Origin of the sequence: Shewanella sp. 10N.286.52.A9 (genome assembly GCF_041468985.1) — a bacterium.
GTDB lineage: Bacteria > Pseudomonadota > Gammaproteobacteria > Enterobacterales > Shewanellaceae > Shewanella > Shewanella japonica.
This window is the reverse complement of record NZ_JBFRJQ010000030.1, coordinates 23081-44032: the sequence shown is the minus strand read 5'-3', so window position 1 is coordinate 44032 and position 20952 is coordinate 23081. Positions and strand designations below refer to the sequence as shown.

Below are 20952 nucleotides of genomic sequence, written 5' to 3'. Positions count from 1 at the left end.
ATAGCATGTCAGGAAATAGCATAGGTCAGAATTTTGTCGTAACGACTTTCGGTGAAAGTCATGGTGTTGCATTAGGTTGTATTATTGATGGTTGCCCACCAGGTCTTGAATTAACTGTTGAAGACATGCAACGCGATCTAGACCGTCGTCGCCCTGGTACCTCTCGTTATACAACCGCAAGACGTGAACCTGATGAGGTGCGTATTTTGTCTGGGGTATTTGAAGACAAAACCACGGGGACATCCATTGGTTTATTGATTGAAAATACCGATCAACGTAGTCAAGATTATTCAAACATTAAAGATCTGTTCCGCCCAGGTCACGCAGATTATACCTACCAACAAAAGTATGGTTTACGTGATTACCGTGGTGGTGGGCGCTCTTCAGCCCGTGAAACAGCCATGCGGGTTGCTGCTGGTGCGGTTGCGAAAAAATACCTTAAGCAGGTTCATGGCATTGAGATTAACGGTTACATGTCGCAACTGGGCCCAATCAGTGCAGAATCGGTTGATCTTAACGAAGTAGAACAAAACGCATTCTTTTTCCCTGATGCATCAAAATTAGAGCAACTTGATGAGTACATGCGTGATTTGAAAAAGTCAGGTGACTCTGTTGGCGCTAAAATCACTGTTGCAGCGACAGGTGTACCAGTAGGTTTAGGTGAGCCAGTATTCGATAGACTGGATGCCGATATAGCTCATGCTCTAATGGGGATTAATGCAGTTAAAGGCGTTGAGATTGGTGATGGTTTTGGTGTGGTAACCCAAAAAGGGTCTGAAGGACGTGATTTAATGTCACCTGCAGGGTTTGAATCAAATCATGCTGGTGGAGTATTAGGCGGTATTTCTTCAGGTCAGCCGATAGTTGCGCACATTGCTCTTAAACCGACTTCAAGTATTTCAGTGCCGGGACAAAGCATGACTGCACAAGGCACAACTGCTGATGTTGTTACCAAAGGTCGTCATGACCCATGCGTCGGTATTCGCGCTGTGCCTATTGCTGAAGCCATGTTAGCAATTGTGTTAATGGATCATTTACTTCGTCATCGCGCTCAAAACCAAGATGTTGTTTCACAAACTCCTGTTATTGGTATGAAATAAATGCCCAACGCTGTATCTGCTGAGCCCAACGCCCGTTGGCTCAGCGCTTGTTACTTTTTCTTTTTTTCAATTCTCGGTTTAATGGTTCCATATCTCGGTGTCTTTTTTGATAACCGTGGCTTTAACGCGCAAGAAATCGGCTTTCTTATGGCGATATTGATGGGAACTCGGATTGTTGCACCTAATGTTTGGGCAATGGTTGCTGACCGAACTGGAATGCGTTCAGAGCTAGTCAAGTTCGGTTCAGCGGCAGCTGCTATCACTTATGTCAGTTTTTTCTTTGATGGCAGTTTGACTTACCTTGCCATCAGTTTGATGATTTATACTTTTTTTTGGAATGCAATTTTAGCTCAGCTAGAGGTGATTACATTAGAGTCGTTAGGCGATGAATCCCATCGTTACGGTGCAATTAGAAGTTGGGGAAGTGTCGGTTATATATGCTTGGTGATTGCCGCGGGATTTGCTATTGGTGAATTTGGCGCTGAGATTGTGCCAGCGCTTGGAATGGTATTATTTATCGGCATGTTTATTTGTGCCATGGCTCTGCCGAGTAATCGCGTCAAACTGTCAAGTTCAGCACCAAGACCACCACTTAAATTATCTTCTGCAGTTGTTTGGTTTCTTATTTCAGCCATTTTACTTCAAATGAGTGTCGGGCCATTTTATGGCTTTTTTGTATTGTATTTAAAACAGGCTGGTTATTCAGAGGGCGTTGCCGGTTTATTTGTTGCTTTAGGTGTTGTCGTTGAAATTTTAATGTTCATATTGGCGCCGAGGTTATTAGGTCGATTTGGGGTTAAATTACTTCTACTAGTCAGTATTTTGTTAACGGTATTAAGATGGGTTTTGTTAGCATATGGTGTGGATAATATTGCTTTACTCTCATTGAGTCAGGCGTTGCATGCCTTTACATTTGGGTTAACCCATGCGGCCTCAATCCAGTTTATTCATCGCAATTTTGACATTGCCCACCGCAGTAAAGGCCAAGCGCTATATGCCAGTTTGAGTTTTGGTTTAGGTGGCGCAATTGGCACTTGGATAAGTGGCGTTATTTGGGGGGATGGCTCAGGCTCAACCCATACTTGGTTTTTTGCCGCAGCGTGTGCAGGATTATCACTCATTGCTGCGTTAGCGATTACTGAGCCAAAACCCATTATAAAAAGTGACAGTATTAACCCATAGAAAGTGATGGGCAAAGGGTGACAAATAAATGGCTTTATCGCCCAGCTTAGATATAAATGAAAGGATTGTATGCAGTGAAGCGTTTTCGGTTAGGTTTAATTATTAACCCATTAGCAGGTTTAGGCGGCAGTGTTGGGTTAAAGGGGTCTGATGATGTGGCAGAGCTGGCGATCTCAAGAGGGGCTGAAGCTAAAGCCGGATTGAGAATGAAGCAAGCATTAACTGTCATAAAGCCCTTTAGCGAACAAATTGATATTGTGACCGCCAGTGGTGATATGGGCGAAACTTTAGCGCTTGAATTAGGCTTTTCGGTCAACTGTGTTCATCAGATATCACCAGGGAGTAGTAATAACAACACCTCTGCAGCGGATACCAAGCAAACTGTAAAAGCGTTGCAAGATGAATCTCTCGACTTGTTACTGTTTGCTGGTGGCGATGGCACTGCTAGGGATATCTATTCAGTCGTTGATGATTCATTACCTGTTTTAGGCGTGCCTGCTGGAGTAAAAATCCATTCCGGTGTGTACGCAATTACCCCTAACGCTGCAGGGGTTGTCGTGAGCATGCTACTTCAAGGTGAGTTAGTGAGTTTGATGACCGCTGATGTGATGGATATTGACGAAGAAGCATTCAGAAAAGGAACGGTAAAAGCCAAACGATTTGGTGAAATGCTTGTTCCTGCAGAGCCACGATATATCCAAGCGGTAAAAATGGGCGGCAAAGAAGTCGATGAGCTTGTATTAGCTGATATCGCAGCAGATGTTATAAACCAAATGGAAGATGAGTTATATATCATCGGCAGTGGCTCCACTGTGGCAGCAGTTATGGAAGAGCTTAATTTAGATAACACCTTATTGGGTGTTGATGTTATTCATGAGCAGCAGATCGTTGCCAGTGATGTTACTGCAAACCAATTACTCGAACTGACCCAAAATAAGCCGACGAAATTAGTGATCACCTTGATTGGTGGGCAAGGACATATTCTAGGACGGGGTAATCAGCAATTGTCTCCTGAACTGATAAAACGGATAGGAAAAGACAATATAATTATTCTTGCGACAAAAACTAAGTTAAAAGCACTTGAAGGAAGGCCATTAATTGTGGATAGTGGCGACCCAGAATTAGATAGTGCATTAAGTGGTTATTATAAAATTACCACTGGATATCATGATTACGTGATGTACCAAGTTGCCAACCCAGATTTATTGGAGAGTTAGACCATGTTAGAGAAGTATGATGCAGCATTAGAAGGGTGGATTGAAAATACGGTTGCTAATGGCGATGATGATGCCTTATTTGCCTGTGGATACCTACAAGGTCACATCGCTGTCGTCTTGTCTCAACTGGAACAGGAACAATCTACAAGTTTAGAGGCGCTTGACGAAAAAATGGTAGATTGCTTGGGATTGGCTGATGATGAATTAGAAACGGCTGACTTTGAACTTGTAAAATCGGCTTGGCAACAATTGCGTCAAATTATCAGTGAAATTAAATAAGCATGAAATTAAATAAGTAAAAGGCATGACTGAATCTATTCAAAAGCACAGTGCCATGATTGGCCTTGTTAACCCTAAAACGCCAGTAAATGTAGGTGGCATCATGCGCGCGGCTGGTTGTTATCAAGCTAATTCAGTTTTCTATACCGGAAATAGATATGAATTAGCGGCCCGTTCAGGTGAGGCTCAGTATGACGTTGATACTAAAAATGCAGCTAAAACCATTCCATTAACTCGCGTTGAATCATTGCTGGAACAAGTACCTGAAGACAGTAAGTTGGTATGTGTTGATCTTGTTGTTGGCGCAACGCCATTACCTTTATTTGAACATCCTCAAAATGCCTTTTATATTTTTGGTCCTGAGGATGGCACCATACCGCAGCAAATTATTGATGCTGCGGATGAGGTGGTTTATGTGCCAACTGTTGGTTGTATGAACCTTGCGGCCTCAGTCAATGTGTTGCTTTATGATCGTTTATCGAAAAGTGCTCAAGTGACAGCAGATGATGAACTGATCAAAGAAAGCCGAGATAACAATAATCGAACTAAAGTCAAAAAATGGTTGAAGTAACTTCAGCCTCTTTTGATGCTAGATAATAATTGGGTGTTTTCTAAATAATGGTCAAGATATGCTTGGCCATTTTTTTGTTGTAATTCAGCAGAAAAACAGTTCAAAATGGCTGTTTCATGTTGTGCGATGATAGTCATGATTGATTGATGCTCAGTCGCAGAGGCTTGCCAGTCACGGTATTCTTGCTCGTAGGGTTTAGCCCAATCATAAAGTGTTTTTAATAACTCTTCCCAGGGAAGGTGTAGCCACTTGCGTGCATCTTGCTGACCTTTTTCTGTCATGGTTACCACGTCAAAGGGATATGTCTCAGGTTGTTTTAATAAGTGAGACAACAGTATCTCCGCAGTGATGCTTTCAACTTCAATTAATTTATCCCACAACGCAATACGCGTGGCGTCTTCTTCAATATTTTTAAATAACGTAAAAAAGGCAATGCCATACAGTTCGCCTAGATACGCTTGATGTATTTGCTGATTCATTGTTATTCCTTTATCGGGGTTTTAGCTAAGCAAAGATTTACCTTTCAATAGTTTTCTTAACCACATTCTATTTGGGTTTAGCATTGCAAACATGTCATAGCTGATCGGTGGGGTTTGATGACAAATCATTGCAGCTAAAGCTTCTGCTGCCAAAGGTCCTGAACTTAGTCCTCTTGAGCCGAGCCCACCTAAAACATAAAGTCCGCTATATACTGGTGCGGAGTGATAACGCCAAAAGTCACGACTGGCTACAGTGAGCTGATGTTGATCCAAAGGCTCGGTATTATATTGATTTAATATGGCGTCAATATCTGGTGCAAGCCCCATCATAGGACAGTGGTCTCTTGTGACCATTCTGACACCCACTCTGGCGTTGTTGTCAGATATATCAATATCACTCACCCAGTCTCTTTGTGGAAAACTATGATGCATTTTTTGCGCATTTTCTTGTTGCTCGGTAGGGCAAAAACGTAAGTCATCAGGCGATTTTACATAACTAGCGCCAACACAATGGTGCTGATTATTTTCAGGGGTTAAATAACCATGAGCACAAATAACGCTATTAAGTTTAGTTAATTGTCCTTTTGACGGAATATGGCTTACTTGCCCTCTAAAGCCTGTGACTTGTAGTTGTTTTGTTTGTTGATACTCAGTGAGTTGCGCCCCTGATGCAACAACGACCTCAGAATGAAGAAATGATTGTACCGCAGAGTTTTTGTTCGAGTTAGGGGGGGATTTAGGGTGTAAGTCTGAGGTTTGCTCAGTCGTGTTTAACTGCCAAAGGGTTCCTTGACGAGTTAGTTCACTAATTGGGGTATTAAGTCTGATCTCGACTGTAAGCCCTCTGTTTTTCGCAATAGCTTGCGCATAGTCTACGGCCGATTGAGCGAATTGATGCGGACAAATCCAACCAGCCCAAGGGTAGTAAAAGGCAGGCTTATCTATGGTGATACCAGCGAGCATATTAGCTTCACCTGGTGACACTTGGGTTGCAACTTCACTTGGCCAAGCTTGTCCTTGGATGATTTTAGTTAATCTTGCATCGCTACGCTCATCAAACCCCGTTTGTAACACGCCACAAAACTGGTGCTCAACAGCGTAACCTGCATTTTCAAGTTGCTTAAGCCTACGTCGACTGAATAAAAAAGCCTGCTGAAAGTATTGGCTCATTAAGTTGTTATCAGGCGTTAAAAGCGGATAAATAGCGCCTTGTTTATTACCTGAAGCTCCATCAGCAAGCATACTGTCTTTGCAATAAATCGTGACGCTTTTGCCTTTTTCGACGAGCGATAGTGCAAGGTGAGCCGCTGCAATACCACCGCCGATAATGGCCACACTCTCTTTTGAAGTCGATGTATTCGTAGGTTGAGCGCTTGCACTGGGTAAGCAATAAGCGTACTGGCGCTGATGGGAATACCTTAATGCTTTTCTTTCAGCTGCAGGAATGTCGCAATCTGGCGTACTTGAGCGTTCACTGGTATTGCTAATGTCATCTCTATTGCCACTTTGCGCATTGATGATAAAGCCTGATTGACTCGCTAATACTGTTATCGCTGAACATTCAACACGGTCAATTTCCTGCGGATAAGCATAAAAGCATGCATTATCTTTACTTAACCTTCCCATCTGCCAAAACAATTTTTCTGAAATATGGTGATCTATATACTCAGTTGAGGTCGTATGAGGAAGGCAATGCCAATACTCAACGGCATCAGCTTCGACACTTTGAATACCTTTAAGGTTATGCTCAATATCACCAAAATAAATATCAACAATGAATTGACCATGATCAAATATGAGCCGCTGACAACCTTGAATATTGGCAATGCAAGCAGTTTGTAACTGCTGTGAAAACTCCGCTAAGTGCTGTGAATTAATCGTTGCTTGATTTTGCGGCATTGCTAAAAATTGACCCAACTCAATGCTGTTAATTGAATAGGGGTCAAAAACACTCAGCCTTACAGGACGTTTTAATTGTTGAGATAATTGCCACAACAACATGATTTCCATGGCGTTACCGAAGCCAATTTGCCCAATCGAGCAGCTTTTAGTTGAGTTTGCCTTGTTGGACAAGACAGTTTCATAATAATGCCTTATGCTTGCTGCATAATTAGGGTTTTGACAGTAACTACTTGGAAAATTAGTCGATATTGTTGCACAATCTCGGGTAACTATAGGGAAGTCAGTGGTTATTTGGGTCAAAGCTCATTACTCAATGTGGTTCAATTGAGATTATTTTACCTATGTTTATTGAAAGCTGACCACTTTATTCGTCTAAAGCGGATATCATTGCGGCAGCAAAATTAGGTACTGACATGTACAAAATGGATAGCAAATAATGAAAAGAGTCGTAATAACAGGTTTAGGTGTTGTTTCTAGCATCGGTAATAACAAGCAAGAAGTGACAGATTCACTAAAAGCTGGACGCAGTGGTATTACCCATTCTGACCAATTCGAAGAAATGAAATTACGCAGTCATGTGTGGGGTGATATTAAATTAAACCCAGCGGACCACATTGATCGTAAAGCGTTACGCTTTATGGGTGATGCTGCCGCATATGCATACATTGCAATGCAAGAAGCGATCAGTGATGCCAACTTAACAGAAGAACAATATTCTCATCATCGTGTTGGCTTAGTTGTTGGTACAGGTGGTGCTTCGTCCAAAAACCAAGTTCAAGCGGCAGATACGTTACGTGAAAAAAGCGTAAAACGTGTTGGTCCTTACATTGTTCCTCGTATTATGGCGAGTACGGCAAGTGCATGTTTAGCCACACCATTTAAAATTAAAGGCATGAACTATTCAATCAGTTCTGCTTGTGCAACTTCTGCGCATTGTATTGGTCATGCAGCTGAGCTTATCCAAATGGGTAAGCAAGATATGGTGTTTGCTGGTGGTGCAGAAGAATTGGATTGGACCCTAACAATGGGCTTCGATGCAATGGGTGCATTATCAACTAAATATAACGAAACCCCAGAAAAAGCATCGCGTACTTATGATGCTGACCGAGATGGTTTTGTTATCTCTGGTGGCGGCGGAATCGTTGTTGTTGAAGAGCTTGAGCATGCATTAGCTCGTGGCGCTAAAATTTATGCTGAAATCATTGGTTATGGTGCATCGTCAGATGGCTACGATATGGTGGCACCTTCTGGTGAAGGCGCTGTGCGTTGTATGCAAATGGCACTTGCTGATGTCGATACTCCGATTGATTACGTCAACACTCATGGCACATCGACTCCTGTTGGTGATGTTCGTGAACTTGAAGCGATTCATGAAGTTTTCCAAGACAATATTCCACCAGTAGCGTCGACTAAGTCAATGACTGGTCATGCCTTGGGCGCTGCAGGTGTTCATGAAGCCATCTACAGCTTATTAATGATGGAAAACAGCTTTATTGCACCTAGCATCAATATTGATACTCCAGATGAAAAAGCGGCTGGCATCCCATTGGTTACAGAATATCGTGATGCAGAACTGACGACTGTAATGAGTAACAGTTTTGGCTTTGGCGGAACTAATGCCACATTAGTTATGCGTAAAATGAAATAATATATTATCTCATCGCTGGCGTAGGTTAGTGTTTTGATATCGATAAAGCCTTTAGCTGAATGCTAAAGGCTTTTTTATTGCGATTAACCCACTTTGACAGTCAGTCAAATTACCAATTAAGAACACTTTATTTCTTTTTGTAGATAACTGCTGAGTGTCATTAGTTGATAGAATGATCGGATAACTCACATAAATAAGGTCAAACATTAGAATGAACATAGTTGCAGACGAGAATATGCCGTACGTCGAAGCGTTATTTGGTGAAATCGGAGAGATTACCCGTGTAAATGGTCGCCAGTTAACGCCAGAGCAGCTTATTGATGTTGATGTTCTTCTAGTCCGTTCTGTCACTAAAGTGAATGCAGAGTTGTTATCACAAGCCAATAAACTTAAATTTGTTGGTAGTGCCACCATCGGTACTGATCATATTGATTTAGCCTTACTAGAACAACGTAATATCCCTTTTACTAATGCACCTGGCTGTAACGCAGCAGCAGTGGGGGAGTTTGCCTTTATTGCTATGCTGGAATTAGCTAAACGATTCAAACAGCCTTTAAAAGACAAAGTGGTAGGAATTGTTGGCGCGGGTAACACAGGTAGCGCACTTGAGCATTGTCTTAATGCTTATGGTATGAAGGTCTTATTGTGCGATCCATTACTTGAAGAACAGCAGTTATCCAACCGCAGCGCGACTAATATCAGCGACAAAAATTCCCGTCAGTTTGTGTCGTTAGATACCATTATTGAGCAAGCTGACATAATAAGCTTACATGTTCCTATCACTAAAACTGGACCGCACAAAACTTGGTACTTGTTTGACGAAGCTAAATTGAATCAATTAAAACCGCATGCTTGGTTACTGAATTGTTGCCGTGGTGAGGTTATTGACAATCGCGCTTTGATTAAGGTGAAACAACAACGGGATAATCTCAAACTGGTACTCGATGTGTGGGAAGGCGAGCCTAACCCTATGCCAGAATTAGTGCCACTTGTTGAGTTTGCGACGCCACATATCGCAGGATACAGCTTAGAAGGTAAAGCTCGCGGCACTTATATGTTGTTCGAAAAACTGTGTGAAATCTTTGGTCTTGAACACCAAAAATCGCTGTTGAACTTACTGCCTAAATTTAACATTAGTCAGTTACACATCACTGACAAGGTATCTGAAACTCAATTACTCACGCTAGCAAGATTGGTCTACAACCTCGCAGATGACGACTATTTGTTTAGAAATAGCTTCCTTAATAACCATGGGTTTGACCATATGAGAAAAAATCACACTCATCGGCGTGAATTTAGTGCATTGTCGCTAGTCAACACGGGTCATTGTGAGGTAGATTGGATGTTTAAATTAGGTTTTTCAGGAGTCGAGCGTTAATTATGTCACAGGAATTTAATGTTGTTGTTTTAGGTGCGTCGGGCGCAGTGGGTCAAACTATGATTGAGATCCTTGAAGAGCGAAAATTCCCAGTCGCAAACTTATACCCATTAGCGAGTAGCCGCAGTGCTGGCGAAACCGTAAGCTTTAATGGTAAACAAGTAGAAATTCTTGATGTGGACACGTTTGATTGGAGCCAAGCACAAATTGGTTTCTTCTCAGCTGGTGGTGACGTTTCAGCTAAATGGGCGCCAATAGCAGCGGAGCATGGTTGTGTGGTCATCGACAATACTTCACATTTCCGCTACGACATTGACGTACCGTTAGTTGTGCCAGAAGTTAATCCACAAGCGATTGCTGACTTCCGTAATCGAAACATTATCGCAAACCCTAATTGCTCAACCATTCAAATGTTAGTGGCATTAAAACCTATTTATGATGCATTTGGTATCTCACGTATTAACGTGGCAACTTACCAATCAGTGTCTGGCTCAGGTAAACAAGCTATTGATGAATTAGCAGGGCAATGCGCTAAATTGTTACAAGGCTTACCTGCTGAAAATAAAGTTTATCCAAAGCAAATCGCTTTCAATGTGTTACCACAAATCGATGTGTTTATGGAAAACGGCTACACCAAAGAAGAAATGAAAATGGTGTGGGAAACTCAAAAGATTTTTGGTGACCACGATATCGTTGTTAATCCAACAGCTGTACGTGTTCCTGTGTTCTATGGTCACTCAGAAGCAGTCCACTTAGAAACTCGTCAACCTGTTGAAGCTGAACAAATTAAAGCGGTTTTACGTGACGCTGAAGGTGTGGTGCTTTTCGAGAATGATGAAGACTATCCTACTGTAGTAACTGACTCAGCAGGTACCGACCCTGTATTTGTTGGCCGAGTAAGAAAAGATATTTCTCACGATTACGGTATAAATTTATGGGTTACGGCCGATAACATCCGTAAAGGTGCTGCTTTAAACAGTGTTCAAATAGCTGAAGTTCTGATCAGAGATTATTATTAATCTACTATGAATAGAGTTATTTAGACTAAAAAGCCTGCAGCCTGCAGGCTTTTTTCGTTTTACCGCTGTCAGCAGTAGCAGGGTGACTAATTCTGGTTTATAGTCGTAATTAATAAAAACAATTACCTAAAGCCAGTTGTCATGAAGACAACCCGATCGCGCTCAAAGGGAAAGATTGATGATTTTTCGAACCTCTTATTTTGTTGGCATGATGGCCTGTGCATTGGCCGCTGTTTCTGCATCTCAAATTATCGAGCCTGCCCACGCAGAAACGCTCAAAATTACCGGCCCGAATGGAGAAGTTGTCAACGCTCCAACTCGTCAATATGGGCCAACGACTTCTTCGGATACGTTTTGGAGTATTGCCCAAAAAGTTAGGCCAAACCAGAACGTCTCTGTTTATCAAGTGATGGCGGCATTATTTGATGCTAACCCTCATGCGTTCAGTAGTAACAATTACAACTCACTTGAACGTGGCATGACCCTACTCGTGCCATCGGCTGATGTGATGGCACAGATCAGTGCTGCAGATGCTAAGTTACGCGCCGAAAATAATGACAAGAGATTACCCAACGCTAATCCGGCTAAACCTGCAACGAACAATACTACTGCCGTTGAAACATCAGTGCCTGCGACGGGTAAAAAACCATTACAAATTGTTGCCAAGCAACCGACTGCTGAAGAATTGGCTCAGCAAGCGGCTTTATTAGCGCAGCCTGAAATTGACGAGCTAACAGCGAAATTAGAAGACGCGCAAACCAAAGCATTGTCACTGACTGATGAACTGGCTCGCGCTGAGGATACATTATTAGTCAAAGATGCAGATAACAATGCATTGAAAGCAAAAATCCAAGAACTCTCTTTGCAGTTATCTGCAATGCAAGAGGATTTGCAATTACTTACCGAGAAGTATCAAGCATTAGATACAGAACATCAGGCATTAGTTGAAAAAAATAATCAGCCTCAAGTTATTGAAGAGCCAACAGATTTTTGGCGCTCATTGTCAGATAATATGATTTTGCTAGCGATTGTTGCAGCATTACCACTGATTATTATTTTCCTTGCTATCTTCTGGCTCATGCGTCGTAAAAATAAAACTGAACCTGAGTCTGCAGCTCAAACAGAGCCTGTGATTGATCAAGCTAGTGAAGAGACCGTATCAGAAGTCGATGATATTGATAATTTAGCGGTTCACTTAGATGAAGATGAGAAATCGCCAGAAAACATTGAAGACTTATTAGATCTAGATAACCAAGACACAGGAGAGCTCACTCTCGATGGTGAATCTGATGCTGATATGTATATCACCGAAGAAGAACCAGCGGAAGAATCTGATGAAGGCACCTCTTTAGATGATCTTTGGGCTGAGGCGATGGAAGAGCAAGAAGAGGACATGCAGCCGCTTGAAGCGGATGAGGATGACTTAGATAGCCTTCTTGAAGGGCTCGATACCAATGATGATGTCATTGAGACTTCATTGGAAGAACCATTACCTGTTGACAGTGTTCCTGCCGACAGTGACTCAGATGAAAGTGCTGCAGAAGATGATATTGATAGCTTACTCGCAGGCTTTGAAGAGCCCGCGGTTAATGACTCTGTCGCAGAAGAACCAGCTCAAAAAGATAGTCAAAGTGATGCGCAAGATGACATTGACAGCTTACTCGCAGGCTTTGAAGAGCCAGCGGTAAATGAGTCTGCTGAAGAACCAGCTCAAATAGATAGTCAAAGCGATGCGCAAGATGATATTGACAGTTTACTAGCGGACTTTGATGAACCAGCAATTGATGAACCAGCGGTTAATGAGTCTGCTGCAGAAGAACCAGCTCAAACAGATAGTCAAAGTGATGCGCAAGATGACATCGACAATTTACTAGCGGGCTTTGATGAGCCAGCAATTGATGAGCCAGCAATTGATGAACCAACGCTTAATGAGTCTGTCGCAGAAGAGCCTGCTCAAACAGATAGTCAAAGTGATGCGCAAGATGACATCGACAATTTACTAGCGGGCTTTGATGAACCAGCAATTGATGAACCAGCGGTTAATGAGTCTGTCGCAGAAGAACCTGCTCAAATAGAGAGTCAAAGCGATACGCAAGATGACATCGACAGCTTACTGGCTGGCTTTGATGAGCCTGCCGCAGAAGAGTCAGCTGAAATAGATATTCAAAGTAGTGCAGAAGATGATATCGACAGCTTACTTGCTTCAATAGATATACCTGCAGAACAAGAGCAAGATTTCACTGCAGAGATTGCCGCAGAGCTCGAAGAGGATGTTGCTGTCAGTTTGGATGAATCGTCCGATATTGATGACCTCCTTGCTGATGTTGATACAGATAAAGAGTTTGCTCCATTAAGCAACGACGGATTAGATGTTGAACAAGTTTTGACAGCAGAGCTTGAGCAAATTGAATCTGAGTTAGCCATTGACACTGATAATGATGATATTGACTCGCTTATTTCTGATTTAGAAACGGACTCTACAAATGAAGCTCAAAATCAGTTTGCTGAAACGTTAGAAGAAAGCACCGCGGTGTCTGAATCAGATTTAGATGAGTTGCTAGCCGATGTTGAAGCAATAGAGCCAGTTTCGGTAAATAATACCGAATCTTCAGATGAGTTGAAATTTGCACCGGGTGATGAATCAACACTGAATATTCAAGATGATATACCGACCGGTGAGCAGCAAGAGGATCCTTTAGTTGCTGAGTTATTAGCAGCTGAGCAAGCCGATCAACAAGTGCAGCAAAGTCATGATGAGCAAGACTCTGATATTGATGAATTGGACGCATTATTGGCTGATTTCAATGTTGAAGACTTTGATATTGATAAGAGTGATTCAGATAAGAGTGAGTTAGATAGTAGCAATAGTGAAGTTACTGCTCCAAAGGTGGCCGACACACTTGAGAGCGATCTTGATGAGCTTGAACTTAATGAACAAGATGACGTTCCATTATTTGTATCTGATGAAGAAATAAATGAGCAGGACAGCATCTCAGAACAAGATTTTGATGCCATGTTAGCGGGATTATCTGCCGATGAGCCAGATACCATCATCGAACAACAACCTGATACAGAGGCATTGTCGAAAGAGTCAGGCTTTTTCGACGATTTAAAATCTAAAAAAGCGGATGCAGCGAGTCTTGATTGGGAAGCTGATTTATTCCAACAAGCGTCAAATCATCCAGCATCGGAAGCGCAAGTTGATGATATCGATGACGAGACCTTCCAATTAACCGATGACAATTTAACGGTTGATGAAGCGCTAGCAGCCCTTGATGCAGAAGAAAGTAATAAACAGGATACTAGGTTAGATTCTGATGAGCCATCTGACATGGTTTCAGATACTGCGCTAAATACCTTCGAGCAAGAAAATGGCTTTATCGACATCGATAAATTGTTAAATGATGCTGATGAAGATGTCGAAATTAGCGATCAATATAAAGATGTTGCTGTTGAAATGGGCGAAGTGAACTCACTCATTGGTAATGCTGAAATGATTGATGTTGACGATGAAGAAAACTCAGTGAACGCCAAGTTAGATTTAGCCAGAGCCTACATTGAAATTGAAGATGAAGATGCAGCAAAAGCAATCTTAAAAGAAGTTCAAATTGACGGTAATGAACGCCAGCAAACTGAAGCTGGCAAACTACTTGACGAGATGAGTTAAGCTGGAAATTAATTAATCATCATTCATTCGATTAATTTCCTATTTCATCACGAACAAACGGCGCTAAATGCATGCGCCGTTTTTTTTGTGCTAAAATGCGCGCTCTTTAAATCTGAGGGTAATTTCAATGCGTGTGGCGTTAGGTGTCGAATACGATGGTAGTCAATATTTCGGTTGGCAAAGACAAAAAGAAGTTGTGTCTGTGCAAGAAAAAATCGAAGCCGCTTTATCATCAATAGCCAATGAATCCATTGAAATTATTTGTGCAGGTCGAACAGACTCAGGTGTGCACGGTACTGGACAAGTGGTCCATTTTGATACCCAATCTACACGTCAAATGTCGGCGTGGACCTTAGGTGTCAATGCCAAATTACCAGATGATATTGCCATTCGATGGGCAAAAGAAGTCGATGATACATTTCATGCTCGCTTTTCTGCCACGGCGCGTCGATATCGTTATATTATTGATAATAGTGAATTTAGGCCTGGTATATTACGTCACGGATTAAGTCACTATCATTACGCACTTAACCATCAATTAATGCATCAAGCGGCGCAAATTTTTGTTGGCGAACATGACTTTACTAGTTTTCGCGCGTTACAGTGCCAAGCTCATAGTCCAGTAAGAACGATAGAATTTGTGAATGTCACTCGCCAAGGCGCATTCATTATTGTGGATATTAAAGCGAATGCTTTTTTACATCATATGGTGCGAAATATTGTTGGTACACTCATCGAGATTGGACAATCTAATCAAAAAGTCGAGTGGGTCAATGAGCTTTTGGCGCTAAAAGATCGCAAGTTTGCCGCACCAACATCTAAGCCTAATGGTCTATATTTAGTGGATGTGACTTACCCTGAGCATTATGAGTTACCTAAGCCACCTATGGGGCCATTATTTATGTTGGATTGATTAATCCATCCGCTAATCAATGACATTGAGTTAAGGAATAACATGAGTTCAGTTAGTGACAATCAACCTTGTTCAGCACCGACAGATTCGGCAAGCTTGTCTCAGTGGTTGGATTATCTTTTATCTATTCATCCAACTGAAATTGAAATGGGGTTAACGCGTGTAACAGAGGTCGCTAAGCGATTAAATGTACTATCCCCTCAATCAAAAGTGATTACTGTCGCTGGCACAAATGGTAAAGGGACAACCTGCGCCATGATTGAGTCAGTATTAATGCAAGCTGGCTTTACCGTTGGCGTTTATAGCTCACCGCATTTGTTAAAATTTAATGAGCGAGTGCGGATTAATCAGCAAGATGTTTCTGACAGCGCATTAATAGCAGCATTTAATGCAATCGAAACAGCGAGAACTTTTCCAGATAGTGCCACTATTTCTTTGAGCTTCTTTGAATATGCAACCTTAGCTGGCCTGTACTTATTTAATATTGAAAAGCCTGATGTCGTGCTATTGGAAGTTGGGCTAGGTGGGCGCTTAGATGCCACAAATATTATTGATGCTGATGTCAGTGTGATCACCTCGATTGATATTGACCATCAAGAATACTTAGGTGATACCCGCGAGCTAGTTGGGCGTGAAAAAGCAGGCGTGTTTCGTCCTGAATGCCTAGCTATTATCGGCGAGCCTGACCTGCCTCACACGGTGTTAGATTACGCAGCAGAAATTAATGCGAATGTTTATCGTGTTAACCATGACTTTAATTACCACCTTAATGGTGACACTTGGCAGTACATTGGTGCTAATTGTGTCTTTCATAAGTTGCTTTTACCAAAACTGCCGCTTGCCAATGCCGCCACAGCTGTTGCAGTAATAGAGCAAACTTGGCCAAGCATTAGCCCTAAAGATATTATGACGGGTATTGCTAGAGCATCATTAGCTGGGCGTTTAGAGCAAGTACAAGACAGCCCAAAAGTGTTAGTCGATGTGGCGCATAACCCACATGCAGCAAAATATTTGGCTTCCCAGTTACAGCAATATAAACCTGCACGTATTATTGCTTTATGTGGCATGTTAAAAGACAAAGATGCAGCCGCAGTCTTGTCTGAACTGAAAGACGTTATTGATGAATGGTACTTTACTGATTTACCAGTGGAACGAGGGCTAGAGGCCACTGCATTAGCTGGTATGCTTGCACAACATGAACCACCGCTAAAATCATCACATTTTTCTTCGATAAATCAAGCATGGCAAAGTCTTAATGCAAATATTACCACTGATGATGTGGTAATTGTTTTTGGCTCATTTTACACTGTGGCTGGCTTTAGCGAATTATTATAAAAGGGAATACACATTGTCTGCTCAATTTCAAAATCGTTTAGTTGGAACTGTCGTAATTGTGGCGCTCGGGGTGATTTTTTTACCTGATTTGCTCGATGGGAAAAAACAACGAGAAGTCGAACAATTTACCGAAATCCCACTTCGCCCTGTTATCACTGAACAAGCTAAAGATGATATCGGTGAAGGGTATAAACCTGAGACTTTTGAAGTCGAAGAAATCGCGCAGACTCAAGACTTGGTTAGCTCTTCAGAAGAAGAATCTGTGGAGCAAGCTCAAACTGAACCTGCTAAAAAACCAACGAATACTCAAACGCAGCAAGTGGCTAAATCTGAGCCTGTAGAGAAAAAAGCGACCCCAATTAAAGCGGGTTATACGCTACAACTCGGTGGTTTTAATAATGCCAAAAATGTTGAAGGGTTAGTAAAACAACTGCGTCAAAATGGGTTTACCGCTTATACCTTACCTGCAAAACCAATTGATGGCTCGCTCACAAAGGTGTTTGTTGGCCCAGATTTATCGGCCGACAAGCTAAAAACTCAGCAACAGAAAATTAAAAAAATAACGGGTCTTCAAGGTAAAATTGTTAAATACAATCCCCTAGAAAACTAACTATTCACTATTGTTTGGTACAGCGCAAAGTCAATTTATCTAGCAGTGGGTGAGAAAGTTTTCTGTCTCTGTTAGAATCGCGCCGTCTTAACATCTATACCGGATCCCCATCTCAATGGTTTGGATTGATTACGCTATTCTCATCGTCATCGGCATATCAACTGTCATCAGTTTGGTTCGCGGATTTGCCAAAGAAGCCATGTCTTTAGTGGTATGGTTTGCTGCCTTCTTTATTGCTAGCCAATTTTATCAAGATTTAGCCGTTCATTTGACTCAAATGAGCGACGAAACTATGCGAAATGGCGTAGCCATTGCCATCTTATTTATCGCCACACTAATCATTGGCGCGTTAGTTAACTATTTACTTGGTCAACTGGTTTCTAAAACCGGTTTATCAGGCACCGACCGAGTCTTAGGCTTGTGTTTTGGTGCATTACGCGGGGCATTAATTGTCAGCGCGATATTATTTTTTCTTGATGCTTTTACCGGTTCGCCAAATCAGGACTGGTGGAAAGAATCAGAACTTGTACCCCAATTTGGTGTGGTTATTCAGTGGTTTTTTGACTATCTGGAAAATACCTCCAGCTTTGTACCCAAAATATAAATATAAAACATCTTACAATGAGGAAGCTTACCCATGTGTGGTATCGTCGGAATAGTTGGTCAATCATCGGTTAATCAAACCATTTATGATGCATTGACCGTGCTTCAGCACCGTGGTCAAGACGCAGCAGGTATTGTGACTGTTGACAAGAACGCGTTTCGTTTACGTAAGGCAAATGGACTAGTTAAAGACGTTTTCGAAGTAAAACATATGCAACGCCTACAAGGTAAGGCCGGTATTGGACACGTGCGTTACCCAACCGCAGGTAGCTCAAGTGCTTCAGAAGCACAGCCGTTTTATGTTAACTCACCGTTTGGTATTTCATTGGCTCACAATGGTAACTTAACCAATACAGTTGAGTTGGCTGAAGGCCTAGTGAAAAAACGTCGCCATGTTAACACCACATCAGATTCTGAGGTGTTGTTAAACCTGTTAGCTGACGAACTACAAGAAACAAGAAGTTTAACGTTAAGCGCTGATGAAGTGTTTGATGCCGTGGCTAAAGTTCATGCACAAACTCGTGGTGCTTACGCTGTTGCAGCGATGATTATCGGTCAGGGCCTAGTTGCATTTCGTGACCCGTTCGGTATCCGTCCGTTAGTGCTTGGTAAGCACGAAACCCCAACAGGTACTGAGTATATGGTCGCTTCTGAAAGCGTTGCATTAGATGCCGTAGGCTTTGAAGTGATGCGTGATGTTGCGCCAGGTGAAGCGATTTACATCTCATTAGATGGTCAGCTATTTACTCGTCAATGTGCAGTTGAACCAAGCTATGCACCATGTATTTTCGAATTTGTTTATTTTGCACGTCCTGATTCGTCAATGGATAAAATCTCTGTTTACGGCAGCCGTGTAAATATGGGCGCAAAGTTGGGCGCTAAAATTCAAAAAGAATGGGAAGATCACGACATTGATGTTGTTATTCCAATTCCTGAAACATCATGTGATATCGCATTAGAAATTGCTCGTTGTATGGACCTTCCTTACCGCCAAGGTTTCGTGAAAAACCGTTACATTGGCCGTACTTTCATTATGCCGGGTCAGCAAGAGCGTAAGAAATCAGTTCGTCGTAAACTCAATGCTATTAACACTGAGTTTAAAGGCAAAAATGTATTGTTAGTTGATGATTCTATTGTACGTGGTACCACTTCTGAGCAAATTATTGAAATGGCTCGTGAAGCTGGCGCGAAGAAAGTTTACTTTGCTTCTGCTGCTCCTGAAATCCGTTTCCCTAACGTTTATGGTATTGATATGCCAACCACTAATGAGCTTATTGCTCATGGCCGTGATGCTGATGAAATTGCTAAAATCATTGGCGCTGACGGTATTATCTTCCAAGATTTAACTGACTTAGTTGATGCTGTAGGTATGGAAAACCCTGATATTAAGCGTTTTGAAACCTCAGTGTTCGATGGTCAATACATCACTAACGATGTTGACCAAGCTTACTTAGATCACTTAACACAGTTGCGTAATGACGATGCTAAAGCAAACAGCAAAGACATCGGCACTAACTTAGAAATGCACAACGTTTGTCATCCTTAATTTGACGTGACGTCATTGCATTTGAAAAGCCAGCGAAAGCTGGCTTTTTTGTGCGTGTAATCCCATCAACAGCTGATTATTATAGAGATTTATAGGTAATACAGATGTGTGTTTTTATGGGCTGATGTAAACCTATAAGGCTAGTGAGCTGGAAATATCGTCGAACTAATCCATAAAATGATCAACTTATATACATTTTCAAACTTGCATGAGCATTATCGCTTATAATGTGCAGATACAAACAATAAATGAATAAACAGTGATTGAGTGAAACTAAAAGGAATTAAGATTCATCAATGATGTTCCAATAAGGTTTTATGATGACAATTAAAAAATATTCGCGCCTAGCATTGGCCGTCGCAATTAGTAGCGTATTAGTCGGTTGTGGTTCGGACTCAGACTCAAACCCAACACCAGAGCAAGGTGTGTTTAGCTTAGGTGTTTCAGATAACCCAGCGTCAGCGAATGTGGTTAATATTGCATTTAAGCAGGTCGTGTTAAAAAATAGCGATGGTGCAATTTCATTTGATGTAAACACTGGAGATGATGGCTTACAACACGTCGATTTATTAAGTGTACAAGGCTCTGAAATAGAAACATTAGTTAGCGGACAGTCAATTCCTGTTGGCGAATACCAGATGTGTATTTACATGCAAAACAATGAAGTCTCAATAGATGAGAGTTCATATGTGCTGTCTGGTGCAGAGCTAGATACTGACACCAATGAATGGGTCGGTGGCGTGGTAGAAGGGCTTGTCACTAATAGTAATGGCTCATGTGGTGGTGTTGGGGCTGAAGAGGAAGATACTGGCAGACTTTTCTTCAATAAATCATTCACCATCGCAGCTGGAACCAATAATTTTGTGGCTGAATTTAACCTTACCAAAGGCCTACAAGGACCAAAAGGTAATAAAGATTATTGGACCCTAAAGCCGACTTCTGTTCAGTTAGTTAATACTGTTGAAGTGGGCGCAATTTCAGGCCAAATCAGCGAACAAACTATGGCTGATTGTGAGACTGCAGCTGGTGGTTCTGAATTTAACGCTGCTGTTTACCTTTATCCTAAAGACACCGCACTAGAGTCTATGGCTGACTTCAGAGACGCTGACTACAGTGAAGATGAAGTCGCGCCAATAGCTTCAGCAAGAGTTAATCCAGCTCTTGATGCCAGCGGAGACGTTGAAAGCTATGGATATGAGTTTGGTTTTGTCAGCGCAGAGACCTACAGTTTAGGTTATACCTGTTTAGCACAAAACGATGATCCAGAAGATACCAACATTGCTGAGCCTGACGATGGTTCTTTGCCGTTCTTTTTAAGTGCAGATGAACAGAGTGTTGTGGTAGTTGAAAATGAAACAACTGTAAGAGATTTCCCAATGGCGCTTTAGTCGCAGATGAATGACTTATTACTTTTGAAAGAGAAGCCTAGCTTCTCTTTTTTATGTCATGAAAATCGAAAATTAGTTTGTTCTATTAAAGGGGAATTAGTCATACTTAGCTGAA

General features: G+C 41.8%; 17 protein-coding genes. 15 read left to right on the top strand and 2 right to left on the bottom strand.

Features of this window, described 5'->3' with window-relative positions; genetic code table 11:
• Nucleotides 1-5: 5 nt before the first annotated feature.
• The 5 genes from aroC (at nucleotide 6) to AB4128_RS18505 (ending at nucleotide 4349) form a co-directional block, all read left to right on the top strand.
• Complete coding sequence (gene aroC, locus AB4128_RS18525; RefSeq protein ID WP_055026128.1) at nucleotides 6-1100, top strand: chorismate synthase; 1095 nt, start codon at nucleotides 6-8, stop codon at nucleotides 1098-1100.
• Entirely contained in the window at nucleotides 1101-2282 is a 1182-nt protein-coding gene (locus AB4128_RS18520; protein ID WP_372038592.1) for an MFS transporter, read from the top strand. It begins immediately after the preceding gene.
• A 74-nt stretch (nucleotides 2283-2356) separates the two neighbouring features.
• Complete coding sequence (locus AB4128_RS18515) at nucleotides 2357-3499, top strand: ATP-NAD kinase family protein (protein ID WP_372038591.1); 1143 nt, start codon at nucleotides 2357-2359, stop codon at nucleotides 3497-3499.
• Between the two features lie 3 nt (nucleotides 3500-3502).
• Entirely contained in the window at nucleotides 3503-3778 is a 276-nt protein-coding gene (locus tag AB4128_RS18510) for a YfcL family protein (protein WP_372038590.1), read from the top strand.
• A gap of 25 nt (nucleotides 3779-3803) precedes the next feature.
• Entirely contained in the window at nucleotides 3804-4349 is a 546-nt protein-coding gene (locus tag AB4128_RS18505) for an RNA methyltransferase (RefSeq protein WP_055026124.1), read from the top strand.
• Nucleotides 4350-4351: 2 nt separating this feature from the next.
• Here the strand turns inward: AB4128_RS18505 and AB4128_RS18500 are convergent, their stop codons facing one another.
• Together AB4128_RS18500 and mnmC are read right to left on the bottom strand one after the other, a co-directional pair.
• Entirely contained in the window at nucleotides 4352-4828 is a 477-nt protein-coding gene (locus AB4128_RS18500; RefSeq protein WP_282167727.1) for a hypothetical protein, read from the bottom strand.
• 21 nt (nucleotides 4829-4849) lie between these two features.
• Nucleotides 4850-6901 (bottom strand): FAD-dependent 5-carboxymethylaminomethyl-2-thiouridine(34) oxidoreductase MnmC, encoded by a 2052-nt coding sequence (gene mnmC / locus AB4128_RS18495; protein WP_372038589.1) that lies wholly within the window; start codon nucleotides 6899-6901, stop codon nucleotides 4850-4852.
• Nucleotides 6902-7166: 265 nt separating this feature from the next.
• Here mnmC and fabB point away from each other — a divergent pair, with 265 nt between their 5' ends.
• The 10 genes from fabB to AB4128_RS18445 all read left to right on the top strand — a co-directional run bounded on the left by fabB (nucleotide 7167) and on the right by AB4128_RS18445 (nucleotide 20837).
• Nucleotides 7167-8378 carry a beta-ketoacyl-ACP synthase I gene (gene fabB / locus AB4128_RS18490; RefSeq protein WP_065110650.1) on the top strand — a complete coding sequence of 404 codons (1212 nt, stop codon included), beginning with the start codon at nucleotides 7167-7169 and terminating at the stop codon, nucleotides 8376-8378.
• A gap of 211 nt (nucleotides 8379-8589) precedes the next feature.
• A complete protein-coding gene (locus tag AB4128_RS18485; RefSeq protein ID WP_372038588.1) occupies nucleotides 8590-9756 on the top strand; it encodes a 4-phosphoerythronate dehydrogenase in 1167 nt (388 codons plus the stop codon).
• A 2-nt stretch (nucleotides 9757-9758) separates the two neighbouring features.
• Nucleotides 9759-10775: an aspartate-semialdehyde dehydrogenase gene (locus tag AB4128_RS18480; protein ID WP_055026119.1), complete on the top strand. Its 1017-nt coding sequence runs from the start codon at nucleotides 9759-9761 to the stop codon at nucleotides 10773-10775.
• Between the two features lie 178 nt (nucleotides 10776-10953).
• Nucleotides 10954-14442 carry a FimV/HubP family polar landmark protein gene (locus AB4128_RS18475; RefSeq protein WP_372038587.1) on the top strand — a complete coding sequence of 1163 codons (3489 nt, stop codon included), beginning with the start codon at nucleotides 10954-10956 and terminating at the stop codon, nucleotides 14440-14442.
• Nucleotides 14443-14569: 127 nt separating this feature from the next.
• A complete protein-coding gene (truA, locus tag AB4128_RS18470) occupies nucleotides 14570-15355 on the top strand; it encodes a tRNA pseudouridine(38-40) synthase TruA (protein WP_372038586.1) in 786 nt (261 codons plus the stop codon).
• A 42-nt stretch (nucleotides 15356-15397) separates the two neighbouring features.
• The gene (folC, locus tag AB4128_RS18465) at nucleotides 15398-16690 is read left to right on the top strand and encodes a bifunctional tetrahydrofolate synthase/dihydrofolate synthase (protein ID WP_372038584.1); all 1293 of its coding nucleotides are present in this window, start codon (nucleotides 15398-15400) and stop codon (nucleotides 16688-16690) included.
• A gap of 13 nt (nucleotides 16691-16703) precedes the next feature.
• Nucleotides 16704-17300 carry an SPOR domain-containing protein gene (locus AB4128_RS18460; RefSeq protein WP_055026115.1) on the top strand — a complete coding sequence of 199 codons (597 nt, stop codon included), beginning with the start codon at nucleotides 16704-16706 and terminating at the stop codon, nucleotides 17298-17300.
• Nucleotides 17301-17415: 115 nt separating this feature from the next.
• Nucleotides 17416-17904 (top strand): CvpA family protein, encoded by a 489-nt coding sequence (locus AB4128_RS18455; protein ID WP_055026114.1) that lies wholly within the window; start codon nucleotides 17416-17418, stop codon nucleotides 17902-17904.
• 33 nt (nucleotides 17905-17937) lie between these two features.
• Nucleotides 17938-19449: an amidophosphoribosyltransferase gene (gene purF / locus AB4128_RS18450; protein WP_372038583.1), complete on the top strand. Its 1512-nt coding sequence runs from the start codon at nucleotides 17938-17940 to the stop codon at nucleotides 19447-19449.
• Between the two features lie 320 nt (nucleotides 19450-19769).
• The gene (locus AB4128_RS18445; RefSeq protein ID WP_192023049.1) at nucleotides 19770-20837 is read left to right on the top strand and encodes a DUF4382 domain-containing protein; all 1068 of its coding nucleotides are present in this window, start codon (nucleotides 19770-19772) and stop codon (nucleotides 20835-20837) included.
• The last annotated feature ends 115 nt before the right edge of the window (nucleotides 20838-20952 follow it).

Excerpts from the sequence above, each read along its gene's own strand:
- aroC (WP_055026128.1), top strand. The coding sequence starts at position 6 with ATGTCAGGAAATAGCATAGGTCAGAATTTTGTCGTAACGACTTTCGGT.
- AB4128_RS18520 (WP_372038592.1), top strand. The coding sequence starts at position 1,101 with ATGCCCAACGCTGTATCTGCTGAGCCCAACGCCCGTTGGCTCAGCGCT.
- AB4128_RS18510 (WP_372038590.1), top strand. The coding sequence starts at position 3,503 with ATGTTAGAGAAGTATGATGCAGCATTAGAAGGGTGGATTGAAAATACG.
- AB4128_RS18505 (WP_055026124.1), top strand. The coding sequence starts at position 3,804 with ATGACTGAATCTATTCAAAAGCACAGTGCCATGATTGGCCTTGTTAAC.
- AB4128_RS18500 (WP_282167727.1), bottom strand. The coding sequence starts at position 4,828 with ATGAATCAGCAAATACATCAAGCGTATCTAGGCGAACTGTATGGCATT.
- fabB (WP_065110650.1), top strand. The coding sequence starts at position 7,167 with ATGAAAAGAGTCGTAATAACAGGTTTAGGTGTTGTTTCTAGCATCGGT.
- AB4128_RS18485 (WP_372038588.1), top strand. The coding sequence starts at position 8,590 with ATGAACATAGTTGCAGACGAGAATATGCCGTACGTCGAAGCGTTATTT.
- AB4128_RS18480 (WP_055026119.1), top strand. The coding sequence starts at position 9,759 with ATGTCACAGGAATTTAATGTTGTTGTTTTAGGTGCGTCGGGCGCAGTG.
- AB4128_RS18475 (WP_372038587.1), top strand. The coding sequence starts at position 10,954 with ATGATTTTTCGAACCTCTTATTTTGTTGGCATGATGGCCTGTGCATTG.
- truA (WP_372038586.1), top strand. The coding sequence starts at position 14,570 with ATGCGTGTGGCGTTAGGTGTCGAATACGATGGTAGTCAATATTTCGGT.
- folC (WP_372038584.1), top strand. The coding sequence starts at position 15,398 with ATGAGTTCAGTTAGTGACAATCAACCTTGTTCAGCACCGACAGATTCG.
- AB4128_RS18455 (WP_055026114.1), top strand. The coding sequence starts at position 17,416 with ATGGTTTGGATTGATTACGCTATTCTCATCGTCATCGGCATATCAACT.
- purF (WP_372038583.1), top strand. The coding sequence starts at position 17,938 with ATGTGTGGTATCGTCGGAATAGTTGGTCAATCATCGGTTAATCAAACC.
- AB4128_RS18445 (WP_192023049.1), top strand. The coding sequence starts at position 19,770 with ATGACAATTAAAAAATATTCGCGCCTAGCATTGGCCGTCGCAATTAGT.